Source organism: Desulfosporosinus shakirovi, from assembly GCF_020595055.1.
GTDB classification, from domain to species: Bacteria; Bacillota; Desulfitobacteriia; order Desulfitobacteriales; family Desulfitobacteriaceae; genus Desulfosporosinus; species Desulfosporosinus shakirovi.
The window spans coordinates 59,588-79,590 of the sequence record NZ_JAJDOO010000002.1 but is presented as its reverse complement, the minus strand read 5'-3'; the positions used below and the strand labels follow the sequence as shown (position 1 = coordinate 79,590).

Below are 20,003 nucleotides of genomic sequence, written 5' to 3'. Positions count from 1 at the left end.
ATTTGTTATACCTTTTTCTTTACAATGTTCCTCAGTTCTTGTCTTTGTCTTTATCTGTCCCCTTACTTTTAGCTCAATTCCCAAACTGATCTTTGTCACTTTCTAAGAGTGGAAAATTTTCTTGAAACCACTTGTATACTTTGTTGGAAAGTTCATTCTGTTCAATGTATTCCTCCGGAATTTCAAAGGGGACGACCGGTGTGGCAATTAGGGCTCGAGACAGGATCTCATGGAAAACCACGGCGGGCTCAGAGCCGCCTGAAGTAGCCAGGTGGTGATTACGATCAGTGTTATCATAACCCATCCATACAGCAGCTGTGAGTTCAGGAGTGTAACCAACAAACCAAACGTCTTTAACTCCTTTGCTGATTCCTGAAAATTCTTGAGTGTGGGGAAGTTCGACAGAACCAGTTTTACCCGCTGTTGGTCGATCAAGAAAGGCATTTTCTCCAGTTCCATTATTGACAACCTCTTGTAACATGAGAGTCATCATGTAGGCTACGCTAGGAGTCGTCACTTGAACCACCTCTGGTTGGACTTGGAATAAAACTGTACCTTCTTTCGTGGTAATCTTACTAATGGCATGAGCTTTATGCATATCTCCGAGATTGGCAAACACTCCGTAAGCTTGTGCCATTTGAAGGGGTGTAACCCCTTTAGAAAGCCCCCCCAGGGCTAAGCTGAGGGTGTGGTCCTCTTTTTCGAGGGGAATTTCACAACGTTTAGCAAAATCAACACCGCTTTCTATCCCTATTTCATTAAGTAACCAAACTGCGGGGATATTCCAAGAATTACGAACAGCTTCTTGCATTGTTATGTAACCGCGATTCTGGTTGTCATAATCTTTGGGCGAGTACCCATTAATATTTAAGGGGTGGTCGCTAACCATTGTATTAGGAGTATAGCCTTTTTCCAAGGCTGGAGCATAAACCGATAAAGGCTTCAATGCAGAACCCGGTTGGCGCTCAAGTTGGGTCGAATGGTTCAACCCGCGGTATACTCTTTCCCCCCTGTATCCTACTAATCCTCTGATGCCTCCTGTCTTATGATCTAAGATAACCACTCCGCTTTGGACAATTTGGTCCTCTTTTCCTTCAGGAAAATAATGGCTTTCTTCATAGACGTTTTCCGCCGCCTTTTGAACCGCTGGATCCATTTGAGTATATATTTGCAGGCCTCCGTTTAAGATTTGTTCTTCTGTGAAACCAATGCGATTAATTGCTTCTTCAATGACATAATCTACATAGGGAGCATATTGTCCGGAAAGGTCGCTTAATGATCCCTTTTTTAAGACAATAGGTTGAACTATTGCCTTCTCGTATTCTGTTAATGTGATATAATTTTGGTCTTTCATCAATGATAGAACAAGATTTCTTCTTTCCAAAGACTTTTGCTTGTTATTTAGCGGGGAATAAATAGTAGGGGCTTTAAGCAGCCCAGCGAGTAAAGCCGATTCTTCTAGAGTCAGCTCGTCAGCATTTTTAGCAAAATATAGTTGGGCAGCATTTTGAAGGCCCCAACGACCTTCACCAAAATATATCTGATTAAGATAGGCTTCTAAAATTTCCTCTTTATCAAGTACAGCCTCGATTTTTAGGGCATAAGCAGCTTCCTTTAATTTCCGAGCCAAGGTTTTATCCGAAGCTAAAAAAAGATTTTTAGCTAATTGCTGGGTGATGGTGCTTCCCCCTTCAGAAAAGTCACCCGTTATCACATCTCGATAAAGAGCACGTGAGATAGAACGAAGATCGACTCCTTTATGCTCATAGTAGCGGCGGTCTTCAACAGCAATAATGGCGTTTTTCATAACAAGAGGAATTTGCTGTCCAGTAACAGGTTCGATCCGTGAGGATGAAAGTTGGGAAATACGGTTGCCTTTTTGGTCGTAAAGATAAGAGGGTTTCGCCAGAGGAGTCTGTAATTTGCTAATATCTAAGGCGGAAATATAAATGGTAATTCCCCCGCTGATAACAATAGTAAACAATAATAGGATAATGCCTAATCTGCTCCAAAACTTTGGATTTTTCCATGGTTTAAAGTTCTTCAGAAAGTGGTTAATTTTAGATAAAAGCACACCCACTTTCGATTTTTCAAGCTCTAGTGTACTTGTTTTTTCCAAATGGGATACCTTCTTTCAATACGGCCTTGGCTAAAGAAAAACATATTATTATTGTACCACAATGAAAAGCATAAATAGAATATAAGGCCTGTTGCTTAATGTTTAAAAAACAAGAGCCTTTCACTCCCCTCAATATTGAAGAAAACGAAAAGCTTCCAGCACAAATTCATATTTATTAGGACCCCCAAGAATCTTGTTTCAAATGTTCAGAAAGTATTCTTTAGTGGGCTGAGGAATCCACCTGTTTGATCATTTTCGGATCCGATGACAAAACAGCGAAAATACCGCCTATGATAACGAAGCCGCCCCCCAAGGCTTGCATAGGCGTTAGTTGTTCATTGAATAGAATTACTGCTAAAATAACGGTCATTAAGGGTTCACTTGTACTAATAATTGAGGCAGATGTTGCGCCTATACGTTTAATTCCTTCAAAAAAAGTCAGCATCGCGATAATGGTTGAGAAAAGAATAATTCCGCCTATCCCCAACCAAGTGCCCCAAGAGAGATTCCAAGTCGTCCCGCCAATAGGTAACCCTATTATTCCATAAGTAACCGCAGCTGAAGTAGAAATTATTGTAGTACTGACTAAAGGGGTCGTTGTTTTCAACACTTTATTTCCTATCAGGATATATAGCGCGTAAACAAAAGCAGCCCCAAGTGCTAGCATAACTCCAAGATAATTAATTCCTTGAAAAGCCACCCCTAAGACTAAAACTAAACCAAAGGTTGCTAAAAGCAGTCCAGCCAACTTATAGCCAGAGAATTCTTCTTGTTTGATCAAAACCGCCATGACAGTAACAATAATGGGGTAAGCATAAAGAAGTAAAGCTGCTAAGGATGCTGGAATAAATAGTACTGAAGATATATATAGACCAGCCATCATAGAATAGCAAATCCCCCCCATGCCCCATAAAAGAAGCCATGTCCTAAGGGGCAGCCGTGGAAATCCTTCCAGAGAAATAGTAATACCCCAGAAAATAAGGGCTGCTATGCTAAATCTAACAAATAAAACCGTAGAGAGACCCGCGCCTCCTGTAAAAACTACTTTCCCCAGGATCGGGTAAACACTAAAACCTAAAGTGGAAATAAGGATTAATAGTACTGCTAATCCGTTAGCCTCTTTTAGTTTACCACTCATCTTTGTTCGCTTTTGACAATAGTTCAATGACTGTTAAACGATTAAGCATTTTGATTAACTCCTTTAGAGATGATTCCTCTATTATCCAGGATACATTAAATTCTGTCAATTGATTCTTGTCCATTTCCAAAGGATAGCTGGCCTTTCTAATTCACCTGATGATGCGAAGTGTCAGGAGTCTAACCAGCCATTGAAAAGGGACCAAGCTTAATGCTCAATCCCTAATTCAAAATCCTCAATGTACTTGTTTTATCATTATTTGATATTCCTTACCGCGTTTTCTCCAAATTGTTTTGTTACTACTGTTTCATAAGGTGCAATTTTGTTTAGCTCTCCAGCATCCTTAATAATTTGTTGCAAAAGATAAAAGTCATTTTCTAAGAGGACAGGATCCAACTTCCAAGAATTTTGCTCCTTATAATTTTTAACCGCGCTCACGAGTATTTGATCATTTTCATCGGGGAATTGGAGTTTTATAGCTATAGCGATTTCCTCGGGAGTATGACTTGCTACCCAAAGCTGGCCTTTATAGATTGCGTTAGTGAACTTTTGAATAAGCTCTGGATTTTTCTCAATTGTACTTTTTTTAGTAAAATATGCTGTATAGGGAACCTCACCGCTCTCCTTTCCTAAAGAAGCTACGATATATGCTTTACCTTCTTTCTCCATGCTTGATGCAGTAGGCTCAAAGATAATGACATAATCCCCTTGACCTCCTATAAAGGCACCCGGCATTGCTGCAAATTGCATTGTGGTATCAATAGAGACGTCTTTTCCTACAGTCAAACCATTTTTGCTTAAAACATATTGGAGGACAATAGCGGGCATTCCGCCCTTACGTCCGCCTATTACATTCTTTCCTTTGAGGTCACTCCATTTAAAGTCTGGATCGGGCGTTCTGCCCATGAGGAAGGTACCGTCTCCGTTAGTAAGTTGGGCAAATACAACACTATTATCCTCTTTGCCTTCGTTATATACATAGACACTTGCCTCAGGGCCCGCAAAACCAATATCAGCTTGGCCAGACAACACAGCAGTCATAACCTTATCTGCCCCTTGACCATTTGTAAGCTCGACTTCAAGTCCTTCTTCTAAAAAGAACCCTTTACTCATGGCTACGTACTGAGGAGCATAGAAAACAGAATGGGTGACCTCTGAGAGCTTAACCTTAGTTAGCGCAGTTTGATTGTTGCAGCCTGACAGCACTAGTGATACGCCCAGAATTACTGCAATAAGTACGAGCATAAACCTTTTTTTCATCGCTAGGATCCTCCTTTATTTGATTAGAATTTCTACTTGCTTAAATATAGAGAAACCACTTGCTCAAGTCTTATTTTTTACAAGCATTTTTTCAAGGTATACCACCCCCTGATACATTACTGTAGCTGCCACACCTAAGATGATGACACTAGTCATCACTAGATCTAATTTGAAAACTTGCCCACCATAAACAATGAGATATCCTAATCCGGCTTTAGATACTAAGAACTCTCCAACAATAACTCCCACCCAGGATAATCCAACATTAATCTTTAGAGCATTTATAAAGGTTGGGTATGAGGCGGGAAGCAGAACCTTTGTAAGAACTTGGAATTTTGTGCCGCCGAAGGTCTGAACAAGCTTAATCTTTTCTTGATCAATGGTTAAGAATCCATTCAATACTTCTAAAACTGTGACAATAAGAGAAATTGCCAAGGTCATAACAATAATCGCCGCAGGGCCTGCACCAATCCAAACAATGAAGACAGGGCCAAGTGCGATTTTAGGCAAACTGTTCAGAACTACTAAATAAGGTTCTAAGACTTTACACAAAAATTCAGACCACCATAACATAATGGCTATTAAGGTACCTAACACTGTCCCTAAGACAAAACCAACAATAGCTTCCAGACAGGTTATTCCAATGTGCTGAAAAAGCACACCATCTACATACAACCTAGCCATTGTTTTTAAAACCCTTGATGGCTGACTTGTAATAAACGGATCTACAATTTTGGCATTTGCACATATTTCCCAAAGCAACAAGGCAGTACAAAAAATCAATAACTGTATAACGCGAACAAATATTTTTCCCATCCTAACTCGATGGAGATAGTCTTTATGTTCTGGAGAAATGCCAGAGACCTGAGCCCTATAGGAAATACTGTCTTTCTTCAAATTAAACATGGACATCAAGCCCCTTCCATATCTCTTGAAAATAATGCCTAAACTCTTGTGTTTCTCGAGAAGATAAGGGGGTCCTGTTAGCACAGTTCAGATTAACTTCATAGATATTTTTCACTGTTCCAGGTCTCTTCGATAATAGGACCACTCGGTCCGCCATACTGATACTCTCGGAAATGTCATGGGTGACCAGCAGTGCAGTTTTATTCTCCTTTTTTATAATGTCATAGATATCATCATTCACCACCAGTCGGGTTTGATAGTCCAATGCAGAGAAAGCTTCATCTAGTAACAAGATTTGAGGATCAGTCACAAGTGTTCTTATAAGAGCAACTCTTTGTCTCATTCCTCCCGAAAGCTGGTTAGGATATTTATCCTTAAATTCGTAAAGACCATATGTTTTTAGGAGTTTTATGGCATACTCCTTCGTTGAAGGTGTAACATTTTTTCTTATTTCAAGTCCGAGCATGACATTTTGGTAAATGGTTCTCCAATTAAAAAGATGATCCTTTTGTAACATATACCCTATTTTCGGAGACGTCCCCATGACCTTTTCCCCAGAAAGAAAAACCGTACCAGAGGTTGAAAAAATCAGTCCCGATATAATCGATAATAAGGTGGATTTACCACAACCGCTTGGCCCGACAATACTAACGAACTCTCCATCCCTCACTGAAAAATTAATATTCTCCAAGGCTGTTATTTCTCCATTGAGGGATTGATATTTCATTCCTACGTTATGAACTTCGACGACTGGTTTCAACGGCATTCCCCCCTTAACACATCTCTGTTTTTATTAGTTTATTGGGAAGTATATTCATCGGTGAACAATTCGTAAATTTACCAAATAACATTAATGAGTGAGTTACTCCCCCCGTCGGGGAAGAGAGGCCAAATGGTGCACCGGTGCAACATTTGATTTTAACTCCATGTACACGGTTTTTGACGCCAAAGGCAGTTTTTTCATGCACATATTTATTAAGAAACTACCCGTAAACCCTTGCAAAGTCTTGATTTTTCGACAAATTAGCAAGACTCTAATTAAATTTCAAAAAAGCTTTAGAAAACTCCTACAACAAGTTCTCTAAAGCTCTTTTGGGGTACTATTAAATTCGCCGATGCATTAGTTCAGCATCTCTTTAGCCCAATCCATCAATTGCGACTCTGATACGTTCAAAACCTTCTTCAAGTATGGAACGGGAGCAACCGATATTAAGACGTGCAAAGCCGTCTCCACCAGGACCAAACTGAAAGCCAGGATTTAGCCCCACCCTAGCCTTGTGCACCAAAAACTTTTGTAATTCTTTAGGTTCCATTCCTAATTCCCTAAAATCTAACCACATCAGGTAGGTCCCCTCAGGTCTAACTGCCTGAAGCTGTGGAACAGTGTCAAGGGATGACATAATAAATTCTACATTTCCTTGCAAATAAACCATTAGCTGATTCAACCAATCCCCACCATACCTGTAAGCCGCTTCCAAAGCTGTTATCCCAAAAACATTGGGATTATGGATCCCTGTCAAGTCTCGTGTCTCTTGAAATGCTTGTCTATATTCGGGATTTGGAATAATTAAATTTGAAGTTTGTAAACCTGCCAGGTTAAATGTCTTGCTAGGTGCCGTACAAACAATCGATTTAAGAGCCAATTCCGGTGAGAGAGCAGCAAAGGGAATATGGCGATGTCCCTGGTAGATAAGATCCCCATGTATTTCATCGGCGATAACAATGACATCATGCGCAAGGCAAAGCTGACCTAAGCGATCTAGTTCCTCTCGCTCCCAAACGCGCCCCACTGGATTATGCGGGTTGCATAAAATCATCATCTTAACTCCGTTGGAAAACTTCCTCTCTAAATCCTCAAAATCCATGGTATAACGACCTTGTATAAATCTTAATTGGCTGTTTACAAGCTCACGGTCATTATTTTTTATTGCCATAAAGAAGGGCGGATATACCGGGGATTGAAGGAGAATTTTATCCCCTGGCTTGGTTAGACTTCGTACCAATTGATATAAAGCAAAAACTATTCCCGGGCTAAAGGAGACCCAGTCTCTTTGGATTTCCCAACCATGGTGCTCATGCATCCATGTACTCAGGGATTCATAATAACGATCCATTCCATCAGAATAACCAAATATCCCATGCTTCGCACGATTAACCAACGCATCAATAACAGCTTCAGGAGCTTGAAAGTCCATGTCTGCTACCCACAACGGCAGAATATCCTCACACCCGAAAATTTTCTGATTGAAATCCCATTTTACTGAGCATGTGTGGCGACGATCAATTATTCGGTCAAAATCGCAGTTCATAATAAAAATTCTCCTTTATCCAATTTTAAGTCCCCAACTTTTGATTCCCAACAGCGACCTCTTGAATCGCCTGTACTATTTTGTTGTATCCGGTACATCGGCATAAATTGCCGGCAATTGCAGTTTTAATCTCTTCTGCTGAAGGGTGAGAATTTACCATTAAGAGTGCCTTGGCCGACATCAGCATTCCTGGTGTACAGTAGCCACACTGAACTGCACTATTATTAATAAAGGATTCTTGTAATTTACTTAATTGTCCATCCTCTTCAAGCGCTTCTATGGTGAAAATCTCCTGACCTCGAATTTGAGGTGCAAGAACTAAGCAGGAATTTACAGCCTTGCCGTTCATGATTACAGTGCAGGATCCACACTCTCCTTCACCACATCCCTCCTTAGTCCCTGTTAAACCCAGTTCTTCTCTCAATAAATCTACCAACCTTATGGTTGGCTGAACCTTCATATTATGTTCTTTTCCGTTGACCTTAAACTCAATTTGCATGTTTTTTTCCCCCCAAGGCATTCAAAATCTTTTCTGGTGTAAGAGGCATATTGGAGATAGAGGTTCCAAGTGCATTATTAACGGCATTAACTACCGCTGCTGCAACAGGAACAATGGCAATTTCCCCGATACTCTTTGCACCATAAGGACCTTCATCTCCACCTTGTTCTATCAGTAGAATGCGCACCTCAGGCATGTCCGGCGCATTAAGAACATGATAATTTTTCAGACTGCTGTTCAGAATACTTCCATCCTTACCTACCCTAATTTCTTCATATAAAGCATAGCCTATCCCCATTTGAACGCCACCTTGAATCTGCCCTTCGACCATCCCAGGATTAATGGCTTTCCCAATATCATGTGCAGCTAAATAATCAGTAACCCAAACCCTGCCTGTCGCTGTGTCAACCTCGACTTCGGCAAAATGAACAGCATAAGCCCCTGGATTAGACGTCCCATGATAGGTATGGGTAATAACAGTGTCGGTATTATGCTTTATTTTTGCTGTTGTTGCGATATCACCATAACTTATTGAGTGTTGTTCATCCCCGCTTACCCAGACTCTTCCATCTTTATTTTCCAAATACCGGATAGACTTTTGTAAAATCTGCGAAGCACATTCCAATATTCTCTTTTTTATAAGCTGTGCAACCTCGTAGGCACAAGCACCACATATATAGGTCACTCTGCTTCCATAAGAGCCAAAATCATAAGGACCGTGTTCTGTATCCGCCTCTAATGTACTAATGTATTTGGGATCAATATCTAAAACCTCTGCCGTAATTTGTGTAATGGAGGTAATGGTTCCACACCCTAGTTCATGAAGACCGGTATTAAGAATGAAAGAGCCGTCCTCGTTCATTTTAAGGGTCATTGTACTGTGTTCAGGAAATCCACCATACATTCCGTTTTTATGAGCAGCGCAGGCCAATCCTGCCCCTCTGCGAAATCTGCCTTGGCCCGTCTCCCTCTTGAATCGTTTACTCCAACCAAAGGCTTCGGCACCTTTCTCCAGACATTCTATCACACGAGCATTGCCCAAGGATATTTGAGATCTTTTATCTAGGTCATACGGATGGACAAGATTCTTGAGCCTAAATTCTATAAAATCCATGCCTAACCTTTTTGCCACCTCATCCATATGAATTTCAAGGGCAGTCATTATTTCCGGCGCTCCCCACCCTCGCGCTCCACCAGCAACAGGCGTATTCGTATAGACAGTTTTGCCCCAATGTTCATAGTAAGGTATTCGATACAATTTGCAAATCTTTTTAGACATTACATAAGTATTGTCAATTGAGCTGGTGGCATACGCTCCGGCATCCAAAACTGTATCCACACAGCATTCCGCGAGAAAGCCTTCCTTTGTAACTTTAGTTCGTATCCTGGAAGTTGTCGCCGGTCTGGTCATCGTAGAGATAATCGTTTCTTCCCTCGTCAAGCTTAATTTGACAGGACGCCTAAGTTCCTTAGCCAAAAAAGCCGTCAGCGGCTCTAAGATGGTTTCTTGTCTTCCCCCGAATGACCCTCCCATGGGTACTTTAATGACTCTGACTTTGTTATAACTCAATTCCAGAAAATCAGCGACAATGGTTCTAACGCCAAAAACTCCTTGACAAGCCGCCCATAGAGTCAACTTTTCCGAACTATCAAAATCCGCAAGACAAACATGAGTTTCCATTGCTGCATGATGGACTTTCTGAGTATTAGTTACAGTTTCAACAACGACACAGTCCTCAGTAAGTGGAAGCTGTTCCCCTAGCTTGTATTCATATTCGTGAAGCAAATTCCCCTCAGGATGAATTCGAGTCCCCTGATCTTGCAAGGCTTTCTCAGGAGTGCTTAGTACAGGCAAAGCCTTATATTCCACTTGAATAAGTTCAATGGCCTGCTTGGCAATTTCTTTGCTGACCGCCACCACTACTGCAACCCGATCTCCTGCGAACCGCACCTTGTCTGTTAATAAACGCTCATCCTCTAGGCAAAATTCTTGGTTGGGTATAATTCGATAGCGACTGTATGTTTTGCTTGGAGTATTCAAATGCGTGAAAACTCCCATAACCCCTGGCAAAGCCTCCGCTTTGCTTGTATCAATTCTGGTAATGAGTGCATGGGCAATTGGACTTAAAAGCAGTTTCGCGTATAACATATCAGGCAGTTTCATATCACTTAGATATTCTAAACTTCCTCTCACTTTTTGCGATGCATCATGAATTGGAAAAGTGTGTCCAACGTATTTAAAATCCTTGTCCAATACTCTCACTCCTCAGATTATTGATACTTCTGAATACCCATTTACTACCTCTAATTTGCATATTAAACATCGCTTCAATATATAAGCAATGTGTTCTGTTTCGTTGTGCTGCCAGTCCTTTTGTTATATATTTAACCTATCTATATGAATAGACAAAAGCAGTAACAATTCAAGGAGGTTTATAACCATGTTTAAATTTTATGTAGAGGAAGAACTAAGCTGTAAAATAGAAGGTACTGGTAAGTTTATTGCGAAAAAGGGAGCAATGATTGCCTTTAAAGGGAACTTCAAGTTTGACAAGATGTTGCTAGGTCCAGACAATGGTGGAGGAGTGATGGGCTCTCTCTTAGGTATGGCAAAAAGAAAACTAACCGGGGAAAATATTGAGCTAATGACTGTCGAAGGATCAGGCGTCATTTATTTAGCTAAAAACGCTTATCACGTTTCAGTTTTTGAACTGGAGCCCGGGGATTGTTTATCCGTTGAGAGTGAAAATCTGCTGGCTTTTCCCACAGACCTCAAATACGATATACGTTTTATCGGAAGTGGAGTATTATCTCAAAAAGGATTAGCAACAACTGTCCTTAGCAACTTCTCAAACCTGCCCCAACAAGTTGCCGTAATAACCGATGGTAATCCGCTCATGCTTGAAGCACCCTGTGTTGTTGATCCTGATGCTGTGGTAGCATGGACAAGCGGACCAAACGGGGGCGGAGATCCAAGTGTGTCCATGAACAACTTTAGCTGGAAAACAGCGATTGGACAAACCTCCGGAGAATCCTATCAGTTTCAGTTTAATCAACCTAACCAAATGGTTCTCGTTCAACCTTCTGAGCGATTATCCGGATTAAAGATTAGTGTAGATTAGTTTAAAAGTGCAGGTCGATATTGTGGCTTTGGATATATTTTTCTTAAGGGTAGGCAATACCACCGTAAGTACGAACACATTGAATCGCTATTCTTTAGGCAGATGTGAGCTAGCCCCTGCTTTATAATGTTTAAGAAATAGATTGAAGTATTTGTCGATAATTTCCTGTTGCCCTGTCTCACCGGTAATGCTTAAAATTTCCATTGCAGCTTCAATAGTACAAAGAGTCCCTTCAACTCTACCTTTTCGCAAAATAAAGTTAGATTCATATTCTGGCTTTATTGAGACCAGCGGGAGATTCTGCAAATAAGAACTCTTCCTAATTATCTTTCTGGCTTCCTTCCATGTTCCATCAATTAAAATAAATGCCTTCTCTCCATCTTGAAGGTGATCTGCAGTTTTATTAACCAAATCCTCCCCTTCAGATGGAAATAGTAAAAACGTTCTACCATTATAAGCAGTTATATTCTCTAACAGTTTTAAAGAAGGTGCAGTACGTTCCCATAGAAATACTTCGGTAGAGTTAGGGTTTATTAACTTAAGCAATCTTCCCGTATTGGACGGTCTATAAAATTCACTTTTACTCACTAAAACCCAAAACTTTGCTTTTGTATTTATCGGAGTAATAAGATCACATATGCAAGTCAAAGTTGGCAAACCACATTGATTACAACTTTCATACAACCGTGTAATCTGCTTAACCTTAAAATTATTATTATCCATTTCTTGCATACTCCTTAAAGTGCTTTAGTATAACCTATTATTACTGTCAGATTTCATCCATATTCTTTTTCAGTTTTGTCCCGGATCAATTTCATATTACCAATTTAATAACTGCCCCGAATAGCAAAATATAATAGTGCCTGAAATTATAGCAGACATATATCTTGCTTTTGAACCGAAGTTATCTTTATAATTTAGTCCGATAAAAAAGGATGGAATAAAAAATGCTAACGAGTAAAAAACCGTATAATGAATCCCCGAGTCAACATTAGACCATGACTTCAGCCCAATTCCATTTAATAGATAATCACCGATACAAATATTTCTAAACGAAATCCCAAACAAGACACCAACGATGAATAATACTAATGATATAGTTCCAATTCCTAACTCTTTATTTCTAATTTTCATTATTTATCCCACTCCTTTTGGACAGTACTCATACCAACAGACAAGCGTAATTAGAGTAATCAGGCAGTAGAATCTTTGCCGATTTATTCAGCCAATCTAGGTTCAATAAACTAGCACCTGCTGTATTCAATTGAGCAGATCCCTCGTCAAAAATATCATTCTGACAATGGGGACAGATGACCTTGATCTTCCCAGCTTCATATCGACTGGGACCTAAAGCACTTTTAAAAGCTTTTGCGCCTCTCTTTAAACTCTAGGAAGTCAGACATTTCCTCGCCTCCCATCAAAACAGTCCGGATCCATACTTACCCTTTAGTATCTCGAACTCCAAATAGAAATCTATTTACTCAGCGCCTGAAAGAATACCCAGATTAATTAAGTGAAAAGTTTACAGCACCTATTGCATGAATCAAAGTCGTATCATATAACGGCACAATCGAATCTTCTGATTTAACTAATAAGCCGATTTCCGTACATCCAAGGATGATTCCCTCTGCACCTTGCTTTATTAAATCTTCAATAATTCTTTTATAACTCACCCTTGATGAGTCAATGATTTGTCCCAGGCATAGTTCTTTATAAATTACAGTATTGACTATCTCTCTATCTGTTTCCTTAGGAATCAAAACCTTTATACTTTGATTCTCTAGGCGTGATTTGTAAAAATCCTGTTCCATTGTGTATCTGGTTCCAAGCAGTCCGACTGTTTTTATACCATTCAATAGAACTTGTTCTGCAGTGATATCCGCAATGTGAAGTAATGGAATACGAATACCTGCCTGAATCTCATCAGCAACTTTGTGCATAGTATTTGTGCAAATGATAATAAAGTCCCCCCCTGCTTTCTCAAGACTGCGTGCAGCATTTGCTAGAATCTGGGCAGCTTTTCCCCATTCACCATTCCTTTGACAGATTTCTATTTCCTCGAAGTCCACACTGTATAGAACGCATTTTGCCGAATGCAAACCTCCAAGGCGGTTCTTAACTTCTTCATTAATAATTCGATAATATTCGGATGACGATTCCCAACTCATCCCTCCGATTAATCCAATTGTCTTCATCGATTTCCCCTCCGGTTTATTTATTTTGACTTTAATAGAACCTGAATTTTTCTTGCCAAAGTTTCACAACCCCGTTGATATATAGGGTTTGGCCCTCAGATGCTCGCCAGGGCAATAAAACCAAATATCAATATTATTATTCCTGAGACCTTATTTGCCCACCCCAACCTCTTAGTGTCAAATCTCTTTCCGAGTACATGAACGGTTGAACTTAAAGTCAACCACCATAAACCTGATCCAACAAATACTCCCATCACTAATATCATCGACGAAAAATAATCAGTTTGAATTGTCCCTATCCCCAATCCAGCAAAGACAGCCGCAAAGGAAATGATCGTCATTGGGTTTACAATCGTAAGGAAAAATGAAGAAATATAACTTCCTATTAGTCCGTGTTGTTTCGACGATTCCGCCTCATCTGAAGGTTTTGTTATAAATATCTTAATTCCTAAATAAAAAAGAAAAAGTCCTCCAATAATCCTCAGCCAAATTTGTTGCCCAATCAAAAAGTTTGATATGCTTGCTAGGCCAAAACCAGCGATCATTCCATAGGTTGCATCAGCCGTGGCAGCACCTAATCCTGATAAAAAGCCAGATAATCTCCCCTCTGTCAATGTCCGCCTTATACAAAGAACTCCAATCGGTCCGACCGGTGCAGCAATTGAGAACCCAATAATTATACCCTTAATTAAAAAATCAAAATCCACATCCTCAAATCCATTCTTTCATTCGCAATCTAACAGTACACCTCATAAAATACAAATTACCTCATTCGCACTTTCTTACAAATGCGATGTAATACCCAATTTTTTCTCATCCGTACCAAGATAGCGCGGCCTTTGCGCTAGACTAGCTGTGTGATTCCCCCCAATACTTATTTGTTTAACTCACCCTTGTCGAAAGCTCGTCGGGTAGAATTTCCTAGCTTTGCATCGAAACCTTTAGGAAGATATTCTTTATCAATTATTTCTTCATAGTTTATGTCGCTGAAATAATCACAAAAAGTAATTTCTACATAAATCAATCTATTATTGTCTTTGTCAGCCAAAGCATAAATATAACCATTATAACTGTCAGCATAAATTGCGCAAATTGGATAATTAAATCCTGTTCCCCCATATATAAGATAATCACTGGAGGAATTTAATTTTGACAGTCTCTCTGTTTCTTTAGCATAGTCTTCCTCATTGCAGGAATATACAAGATAGACTACATGATTTGGGTCCCATGAATTATAGTAATAATAACAAAAATCTTCAATTTCTGCCGTGATTGGGATGCTCTGGGGGAATATATCATTGGGATGCTTTCCTTCAGCTCCAAGATATTCACTGTAATCCGAAATATCCGTAGTTTTATCCTTTTGAGTAAGTAGCCCACAACCACTACAAATCGACATGGTTATTATGATCGAAAAGATTAGTACTATCTTTTTCAAATTCCCACTCCTCTTTGCATTACAACCACTCTTGGTCAATCTTTTTTTCTTTCTGCAATATCTATTAGCGAAGTGTCAGGCTCGTGATACCTACGATATAAGTGGGTAAAGGTTGTGTAGGTACACAGCTTATTAAGGAAGGGATTTTTAATAAGTACTGAAAGAATAAGATACGCTACAAAAAATGAAATCAATATGTAAATATAATTAAGCACAACGTTATATAAGAAAAGATAATGTTCTATCCGTATAATTTTGCCTAATTGGTTTAATACATAAAAAGATACTGGTAATGTGGCAATGAAATATAAAATGATTGCAAATGAATGGCTTACTTCAACCGCTTTATTAGGGCAATAACCCATACATCTCATACAACTTTCACAAGCAAATGTCCAATAAGGACGCGGCTCGTTACTTCCTACCATCCTTATTGCCTGAACTGGGCAACTATTAGCACATAAACCGCAACCTGTACAATTTCCCGAAGCAAAAAACAATTTTGATAGAAAAAATCGTCCTATGACTAAATAACCTAGCGAAATAGAACTCAGAATCAATCCTAAAAATAAAGATATAAATCCCCTGTACACTCTTTTTCCGTCTAAAATACTTTTTATAAAAAGATTGGTTTTTACCCTTGCTTTACGAATGATAAATCTGGAGTTTTCGAGATTTAAACCCCAATGCAGAGACATCCAGTTAGATGGCATATCGAGCCCCATGACACCACGAACAATGTAACCCTTTAAAAATAGTATGAGTGCAATAAGATAACCTGCTGTACCTTCTAATCCTGGGAACGGAATTGACGCAATTCTAGTACCAGCTCTAGTTGCTAGGACATAAGCATGTTTTCTATTTCCATGTGGCAAGCGCAAAGCATGTCTAATCACTTGCCAAGGTGCTGTAAACCCATGCGTTGGAAAAACTACTCCTAACAAGTCTACTTCTTTCAAATCTAATTCTTCACAGGATTTTGAGATCTGATCTAGTTTTGAGTTCACGCCTTTTTTGTTAGCTGCATCTTCCATCCACGTAGACGCTCGATAAGAGTTTCCTGTTCCGCTCATGAAATATATTACCATTGAACTATACTGCATACTCTAACCCCCTCTCCCAATCGGGTAATGATTCGCAATACTGGCCGTTGGCTGCTGAGAATACGCCATTATACGCAGTTGGTCTTATCTAGACATTGGGGAAGTTATTTTTTTGTGCCTATAAATACAAATTGCACATCATTTCCAAGGAGTGAATAATACTCCATCAACTCCAGTGTTCTCTCGCGGATTCTTCCATTGATTGCTTGTTGCATCTGAACTCTCCCCTGGCTACCAAAGACTGGGCCTGATTCTCGCAAATTAAACACTTGGTTAACGAATTCCGATTCTTTCATATGATGCTGTAGCCAACCCTTTTGTGACTGAATTAATAGTTCTTTCTCTATTGAATTCAACTTCGAGAGTAGTTTATTATATATAGCATTCAACTCTGTATCCCACAATTTAGTATACTTTGACTCAAGTTCAACCTGTGCTAATGTTGAAAAAATTTCGGATTGATTCAACTCCTTGAGCTCAACTTCATAATTGACATCAATCGGATTCTTATTTAGTTTATCTACAAGCTCACCCTTCATGTCATAAACTCCGTAATTACCACTTACTTGATCTCGCTCATCAGCGGCTACTTGTTGTTCTACCTCCAGCAAGGGACTACCGTTTTGGGATTGCTCAGTACTAACTGCTACTTTTCCGCATGATGCGAGTAAAAAACTAACTGCAATCAGAATGCAAAATCTAATAATTATCTTCATAAATAAAACTCTCCAATAAAAATATTTTTCAAGTGCCCCTAAAAGGCCGTAATAACCCCGTCTAACCGCATTCATCTAGGCAAACTGTCGTAAACCCTTTTAAGTAACTTTCAAATTGGAAGCTTATATAATGAAACCGTTCTCCCTTTGATATTTGACGGAACTTCCTCAATAAATTGGGCACCTATGCTGTCATAGAAGCCTTTTGCGTTAGGGTCTGAAAGAATATGTAAACAACTAATATTATTTTCTTTACACAATTTCTTAGCAAAAAATATTAGTTCCGAACCAACTCTATTTCGAATAAAAGATGGCTGGACAAAACTATGATCCAACCAAAAACCCTTTCCAATCAATAAATCTCCCACCTGGAAATCATTTTTTACTTCGACTATTGAAATAAATCCAACTGCCTTCCCATCGACCTTTGCGACATGAACCTCATTCTTATTTATGTAATCAGGAGTAATTGTCAACTCGTCCTTCCACACATCGAAATACTCTTCGGGGTATTTCCAATATCGTTTTGCCTCGAATGCAATTAATGTTAGAATCTCATTTTCTTTATCCTCTGCACGCCTAATCATAATATTCATTGCAAGCCTTCCACTCCTTTCTGTGAATAACTACACAAACTATGATTAGATTAACCTGGGCTTCTCCTCATCAGTTATATTGACCTCTTTGTAACTTTCACCAATTAACCTGAAAAAACCTGCTTTCAGGCATCTTTATTTGACATTTTCAGGTCCATTAAATGGCAAATCGTTCAATTGCTTGCTTTTCATTATTTAAAAAGAAGATATTCTTTCCCTTGTTACATTCATCAATGAAATCTTTTAGACTCTTGCTTTTGTAGGAAGAAAAATCACCTAAGATTGCAATCTTCATATGGTAGTTAACAAACTTTTGTAAAATGTCTCCGGCCATCTTAGTGCTTAGGTCAAAAAAGTCTTCACATATTGCCGCCTTGTTCAAAATCATGAAGTCACACCCTGTTTCATACCCAACTGTTGCTATAAGGTCTAGAGCTGACTGAACGTCTTTTAACAAGATCTTGTCACTTGTTACCAAAGCAACTTCTAGTTTGTTTTCCTTCAAAATTTCAATTCTCACAATTATCCTCCAATAATTTCATTATCGTTTTAGCCTCAGATGCTACCTTAACAATTTGTCCAAAACTATATAGAATTATAGAATAATTTGAATTAAATGTGCTATAACCCAGTGAATAGTATTTCGATTCAAGTGCTGAAGATTCATTGCTTTTTTGTGCGTAGCCTAATGGTAATATGGCGGACCCTCAAACATCCTTTCACTATAGCCACTATTTACACAAGTCCAGTATAAATTAATCGTGGAATTATACGTCCTTTTTTCAGAAGAGATTCTACTTCTCCAAAGGGTATTGCACCCATTTTTAGATAGAATTCTTTAGCTTGAGGGCTTGTAACTATAACAAATTCTTTAATTCTTAAAGATTTGCATGTATTCACCAAATGAATCCATAATAATTTTCCATACCCTCTACCTATACTTTTGGGTTCAATAAAGAGGTATTCTAAGAAAACTTCCTTGTCATCTATCAAAACACCGTAAAATCCCACAATATTATCATCTTCTATAACAAAAGTTGGATTATGGCATATAAACTCTTCAGTTACCTTGTATACTGACTTAAACTTATCCATATAATCAGAATTATTTCCCCAATAGGCCTCGGATTTAATTGCAATATCCGTTAATATTTGATGTTCATATGGTTTAGCACGACGTATATTTAACATTTTTTGCTCCTTTATCAACATTGTTCACCCCAAAAATTAAACTGTCATAGTAAATACCTGCACCACCAAACATCTTTTTAACAGAAACGCAACCTAACTCTCTAAGTTGGTCTACTACATATTCTTGGTAACTCTCACTAATTGCCATGATGTTCCTCCAACGTTTATCTACAACCATCCAGATGTCCTATATCGTTAAGGTATTCTCGAACTCGCCTAACCACTTTCATCTTTACTAAGTGTCGGGAAGACCGTGTTAGACTCCGCGCCAGCTTAGCTTGACCCTAAAATTAAAGTCATCTCTTCTATGTTAAATTATTTTTAAATCTCAATCTCGGTCTTAAACACAATAACCGCTCTTCCCCCAATTTTGACTTGTTTAGGCTCTCCATTATCTAAATGAACCATCACGTTTACTAGACCACTTCGCCCAATTGCATGCCCTTGTTCGCCTTTAAAAGAAAAGTTAGACTTATCATGTTCAACCAATCCGTGTTTTACTAAATATGCCCCAAGTGGACCATTAGCGTTTCCTGTTACCGGATCTTCGTTAATTCCAATGTAAGGTGCAAACATTCTTCCATGAGTCAAGATATCCTTTTGTTCCGAATCCATTGTAAAAACAAAATACCCGTTGCAGTTAATGGTTTTACTTATTTGGGCTAATGCTTGCATATCTGGGAACAAGTCGTTCAATCTACGTCTAGTTTTAATTCCAATCATAACCTTCGAATGTCCTGTAGAAACAATTTGAATTGGGCATCGTTGATCCAAATCGTCCTCTTTTAGTCCCAGGGCATTGACGATTTTATCCCTTTCTTGCATAGCAAGTGGTGGATAAAATTCAATTTTACCCTGAGTCATTAATATGGAATAATCATTGCTCTCTTTAATTATTTCAACCGGTAAAATTCCAATTCCAATCTTATGAATTACTGTTGAAGCGCTAAGTTTATATTCTAGTGCCCGAACATAATGCGCAGCAATTGTGGCATGTCCACACACCGGCACTTCAGTTTTCGGAGTAAAATATCTGATCTTAACCTCATGATCAGCTCCATCCGGCTTGAATATAAATGCCGTTTCCGAATTGTTCATTTCCCGAGCAATGTATAACATTTCCTGATCAGTAAGTCCATCTGAGTTCAAAACTACACCGGCAGGATTTCCCTTAAATTTTTCAGTAGTAAATGCATCAACCTGATAAATCTTTAGTATTCTCATTTGCTCCCCTTCCCCTTTCATATCTTAGGCATGGCGTCTAACGGTCCGAGTGTTTGAGACGTCTGGTTATTACCCAAAATGTCTTCTCCGATGTTGCAAACCCTCTGTTCGATGCCGTACGCTTCCAGATTCAGAGACCGCCATGGACGCCGGCCCCTTGAGCTACGTTATTTTGTACTCTATATAA

General features: G+C 39.1%; 21 protein-coding genes. 1 reads left to right on the top strand and 20 read right to left on the bottom strand.

Annotation, left to right across the window (positions count from 1 at the left end):
- Positions 1 to 73: 73 nt before the first annotated feature.
- The 8 genes from LJE72_RS02505 to LJE72_RS02470 form a co-directional block, all read right to left on the bottom strand.
- Positions 74 to 2,080 carry a PBP1A family penicillin-binding protein gene (locus LJE72_RS02505; RefSeq protein WP_396390280.1) on the bottom strand — a complete coding sequence of 669 codons (2,007 nt, stop codon included), beginning with the start codon at positions 2,078 to 2,080 and terminating at the stop codon, positions 74 to 76.
- 259 nt (positions 2,081 to 2,339) lie between these two features.
- Positions 2,340 to 3,257, bottom strand: a complete 918-nt coding sequence (locus LJE72_RS02500) for a DMT family transporter (protein WP_229246057.1) — start codon at positions 3,255 to 3,257, stop codon at positions 2,340 to 2,342.
- A gap of 255 nt (positions 3,258 to 3,512) precedes the next feature.
- A complete protein-coding gene (locus LJE72_RS02495; protein ID WP_229246056.1) occupies positions 3,513 to 4,517 on the bottom strand; it encodes an ABC transporter substrate-binding protein in 1,005 nt (334 codons plus the stop codon).
- 63 nt (positions 4,518 to 4,580) lie between these two features.
- Positions 4,581 to 5,423: an ABC transporter permease gene (locus LJE72_RS02490; protein WP_229246055.1), complete on the bottom strand. Its 843-nt coding sequence runs from the start codon at positions 5,421 to 5,423 to the stop codon at positions 4,581 to 4,583.
- Entirely contained in the window at positions 5,416 to 6,183 is a 768-nt protein-coding gene (locus LJE72_RS02485; RefSeq protein WP_229246054.1) for an ABC transporter ATP-binding protein, read from the bottom strand. Before LJE72_RS02485 ends, LJE72_RS02490 begins: the two co-directional genes overlap by 8 nt.
- A gap of 376 nt (positions 6,184 to 6,559) precedes the next feature.
- A complete protein-coding gene (locus tag LJE72_RS02480; protein ID WP_229246053.1) occupies positions 6,560 to 7,732 on the bottom strand; it encodes a MalY/PatB family protein in 1,173 nt (390 codons plus the stop codon).
- 25 nt (positions 7,733 to 7,757) lie between these two features.
- Positions 7,758 to 8,231 (bottom strand): (2Fe-2S)-binding protein, encoded by a 474-nt coding sequence (locus LJE72_RS02475; RefSeq protein ID WP_229246052.1) that lies wholly within the window; start codon positions 8,229 to 8,231, stop codon positions 7,758 to 7,760.
- Positions 8,221 to 10,494: a xanthine dehydrogenase family protein molybdopterin-binding subunit gene (locus LJE72_RS02470; protein ID WP_229246051.1), complete on the bottom strand. Its 2,274-nt coding sequence runs from the start codon at positions 10,492 to 10,494 to the stop codon at positions 8,221 to 8,223. The genes LJE72_RS02475 and LJE72_RS02470 overlap by 11 nt, the downstream gene beginning before the upstream one ends.
- 178 nt (positions 10,495 to 10,672) lie before the next feature.
- Here LJE72_RS02470 and LJE72_RS02465 point away from each other — a divergent pair, with 178 nt between their 5' ends.
- On the top strand, positions 10,673 to 11,353 hold the full coding sequence (locus tag LJE72_RS02465; RefSeq protein ID WP_229246050.1) for an AIM24 family protein: 681 nt from the start codon (positions 10,673 to 10,675) through the stop codon (positions 11,351 to 11,353).
- Between the two features lie 87 nt (positions 11,354 to 11,440).
- On the opposite strand, the gene LJE72_RS02460 is transcribed toward LJE72_RS02465, so the two are convergent.
- The 12 genes from LJE72_RS02460 to LJE72_RS02405 all read right to left on the bottom strand — a co-directional run bounded on the left by LJE72_RS02460 (position 11,441) and on the right by LJE72_RS02405 (position 19,816).
- The gene (locus LJE72_RS02460) at positions 11,441 to 12,076 is read right to left on the bottom strand and encodes a tRNA-uridine aminocarboxypropyltransferase (protein ID WP_229246049.1); all 636 of its coding nucleotides are present in this window, start codon (positions 12,074 to 12,076) and stop codon (positions 11,441 to 11,443) included.
- Positions 12,077 to 12,172: 96 nt separating this feature from the next.
- On the bottom strand, positions 12,173 to 12,487 hold the full coding sequence (locus LJE72_RS02455) for a hypothetical protein (RefSeq protein ID WP_229246048.1): 315 nt from the start codon (positions 12,485 to 12,487) through the stop codon (positions 12,173 to 12,175).
- Positions 12,488 to 12,858: 371 nt separating this feature from the next.
- A complete protein-coding gene (locus LJE72_RS02450) occupies positions 12,859 to 13,548 on the bottom strand; it encodes an aspartate/glutamate racemase family protein (RefSeq protein WP_229246047.1) in 690 nt (229 codons plus the stop codon).
- A gap of 95 nt (positions 13,549 to 13,643) precedes the next feature.
- On the bottom strand, positions 13,644 to 14,255 hold the full coding sequence (locus tag LJE72_RS02445) for a LysE family translocator (RefSeq protein WP_229246046.1): 612 nt from the start codon (positions 14,253 to 14,255) through the stop codon (positions 13,644 to 13,646).
- A gap of 167 nt (positions 14,256 to 14,422) precedes the next feature.
- A complete protein-coding gene (locus tag LJE72_RS02440; RefSeq protein WP_229246045.1) occupies positions 14,423 to 14,986 on the bottom strand; it encodes a hypothetical protein in 564 nt (187 codons plus the stop codon).
- A 35-nt stretch (positions 14,987 to 15,021) separates the two neighbouring features.
- Positions 15,022 to 16,089, bottom strand: a complete 1,068-nt coding sequence (locus LJE72_RS02435; RefSeq protein ID WP_229246044.1) for an EFR1 family ferrodoxin — start codon at positions 16,087 to 16,089, stop codon at positions 15,022 to 15,024.
- 104 nt (positions 16,090 to 16,193) lie between these two features.
- Positions 16,194 to 16,805, bottom strand: coding sequence for a lysozyme inhibitor LprI family protein (locus LJE72_RS02430; RefSeq protein WP_229246043.1), 612 nt, complete (start codon positions 16,803 to 16,805; stop codon positions 16,194 to 16,196).
- A gap of 110 nt (positions 16,806 to 16,915) precedes the next feature.
- Entirely contained in the window at positions 16,916 to 17,401 is a 486-nt protein-coding gene (locus tag LJE72_RS02425; RefSeq protein WP_229246042.1) for a GNAT family N-acetyltransferase, read from the bottom strand.
- A gap of 157 nt (positions 17,402 to 17,558) precedes the next feature.
- Complete coding sequence (locus tag LJE72_RS02420; RefSeq protein ID WP_229246040.1) at positions 17,559 to 17,921, bottom strand: DUF4180 domain-containing protein; 363 nt, start codon at positions 17,919 to 17,921, stop codon at positions 17,559 to 17,561.
- A 215-nt stretch (positions 17,922 to 18,136) separates the two neighbouring features.
- Positions 18,137 to 18,592, bottom strand: a complete 456-nt coding sequence (locus tag LJE72_RS02415) for a GNAT family N-acetyltransferase (protein ID WP_229246038.1) — start codon at positions 18,590 to 18,592, stop codon at positions 18,137 to 18,139.
- Positions 18,570 to 18,740 carry a TfoX/Sxy family protein gene (locus tag LJE72_RS02410; protein ID WP_229246036.1) on the bottom strand — a complete coding sequence of 57 codons (171 nt, stop codon included), beginning with the start codon at positions 18,738 to 18,740 and terminating at the stop codon, positions 18,570 to 18,572. The genes LJE72_RS02415 and LJE72_RS02410 overlap by 23 nt, the downstream gene beginning before the upstream one ends.
- A gap of 173 nt (positions 18,741 to 18,913) precedes the next feature.
- Positions 18,914 to 19,816, bottom strand: a complete 903-nt coding sequence (locus LJE72_RS02405; protein WP_229246034.1) for a PhzF family isomerase — start codon at positions 19,814 to 19,816, stop codon at positions 18,914 to 18,916.
- Positions 19,817 to 20,003: the final 187 nt, after the last annotated feature.

Coding starts and splice junctions, on each gene's coding strand:
- LJE72_RS02500 (WP_229246057.1), bottom strand. CDS start 3,257: ATGAGTGGTAAACTAAAAGAGGCTAACGGATTAGCAGTACTATTAATC.
- LJE72_RS02495 (WP_229246056.1), bottom strand. CDS start 4,517: ATGAAAAAAAGGTTTATGCTCGTACTTATTGCAGTAATTCTGGGCGTA.
- LJE72_RS02490 (WP_229246055.1), bottom strand. CDS start 5,423: ATGTTTAATTTGAAGAAAGACAGTATTTCCTATAGGGCTCAGGTCTCT.
- LJE72_RS02480 (WP_229246053.1), bottom strand. CDS start 7,732: ATGAACTGCGATTTTGACCGAATAATTGATCGTCGCCACACATGCTCA.
- LJE72_RS02475 (WP_229246052.1), bottom strand. CDS start 8,231: ATGCAAATTGAGTTTAAGGTCAACGGAAAAGAACATAATATGAAGGTT.
- LJE72_RS02465 (WP_229246050.1), top strand. CDS start 10,673: ATGTTTAAATTTTATGTAGAGGAAGAACTAAGCTGTAAAATAGAAGGT.
- LJE72_RS02460 (WP_229246049.1), bottom strand. CDS start 12,076: ATGGATAATAATAATTTTAAGGTTAAGCAGATTACACGGTTGTATGAA.
- LJE72_RS02455 (WP_229246048.1), bottom strand. CDS start 12,487: ATGAAAATTAGAAATAAAGAGTTAGGAATTGGAACTATATCATTAGTA.
- LJE72_RS02450 (WP_229246047.1), bottom strand. CDS start 13,548: ATGAAGACAATTGGATTAATCGGAGGGATGAGTTGGGAATCGTCATCC.
- LJE72_RS02435 (WP_229246044.1), bottom strand. CDS start 16,089: ATGCAGTATAGTTCAATGGTAATATATTTCATGAGCGGAACAGGAAAC.
- LJE72_RS02430 (WP_229246043.1), bottom strand. CDS start 16,805: ATGAAGATAATTATTAGATTTTGCATTCTGATTGCAGTTAGTTTTTTA.
- LJE72_RS02425 (WP_229246042.1), bottom strand. CDS start 17,401: ATGAATATTATGATTAGGCGTGCAGAGGATAAAGAAAATGAGATTCTA.
- LJE72_RS02415 (WP_229246038.1), bottom strand. CDS start 18,592: ATGTTAAATATACGTCGTGCTAAACCATATGAACATCAAATATTAACG.
- LJE72_RS02410 (WP_229246036.1), bottom strand. CDS start 18,740: ATGGCAATTAGTGAGAGTTACCAAGAATATGTAGTAGACCAACTTAGA.
- LJE72_RS02405 (WP_229246034.1), bottom strand. CDS start 19,816: ATGAGAATACTAAAGATTTATCAGGTTGATGCATTTACTACTGAAAAA.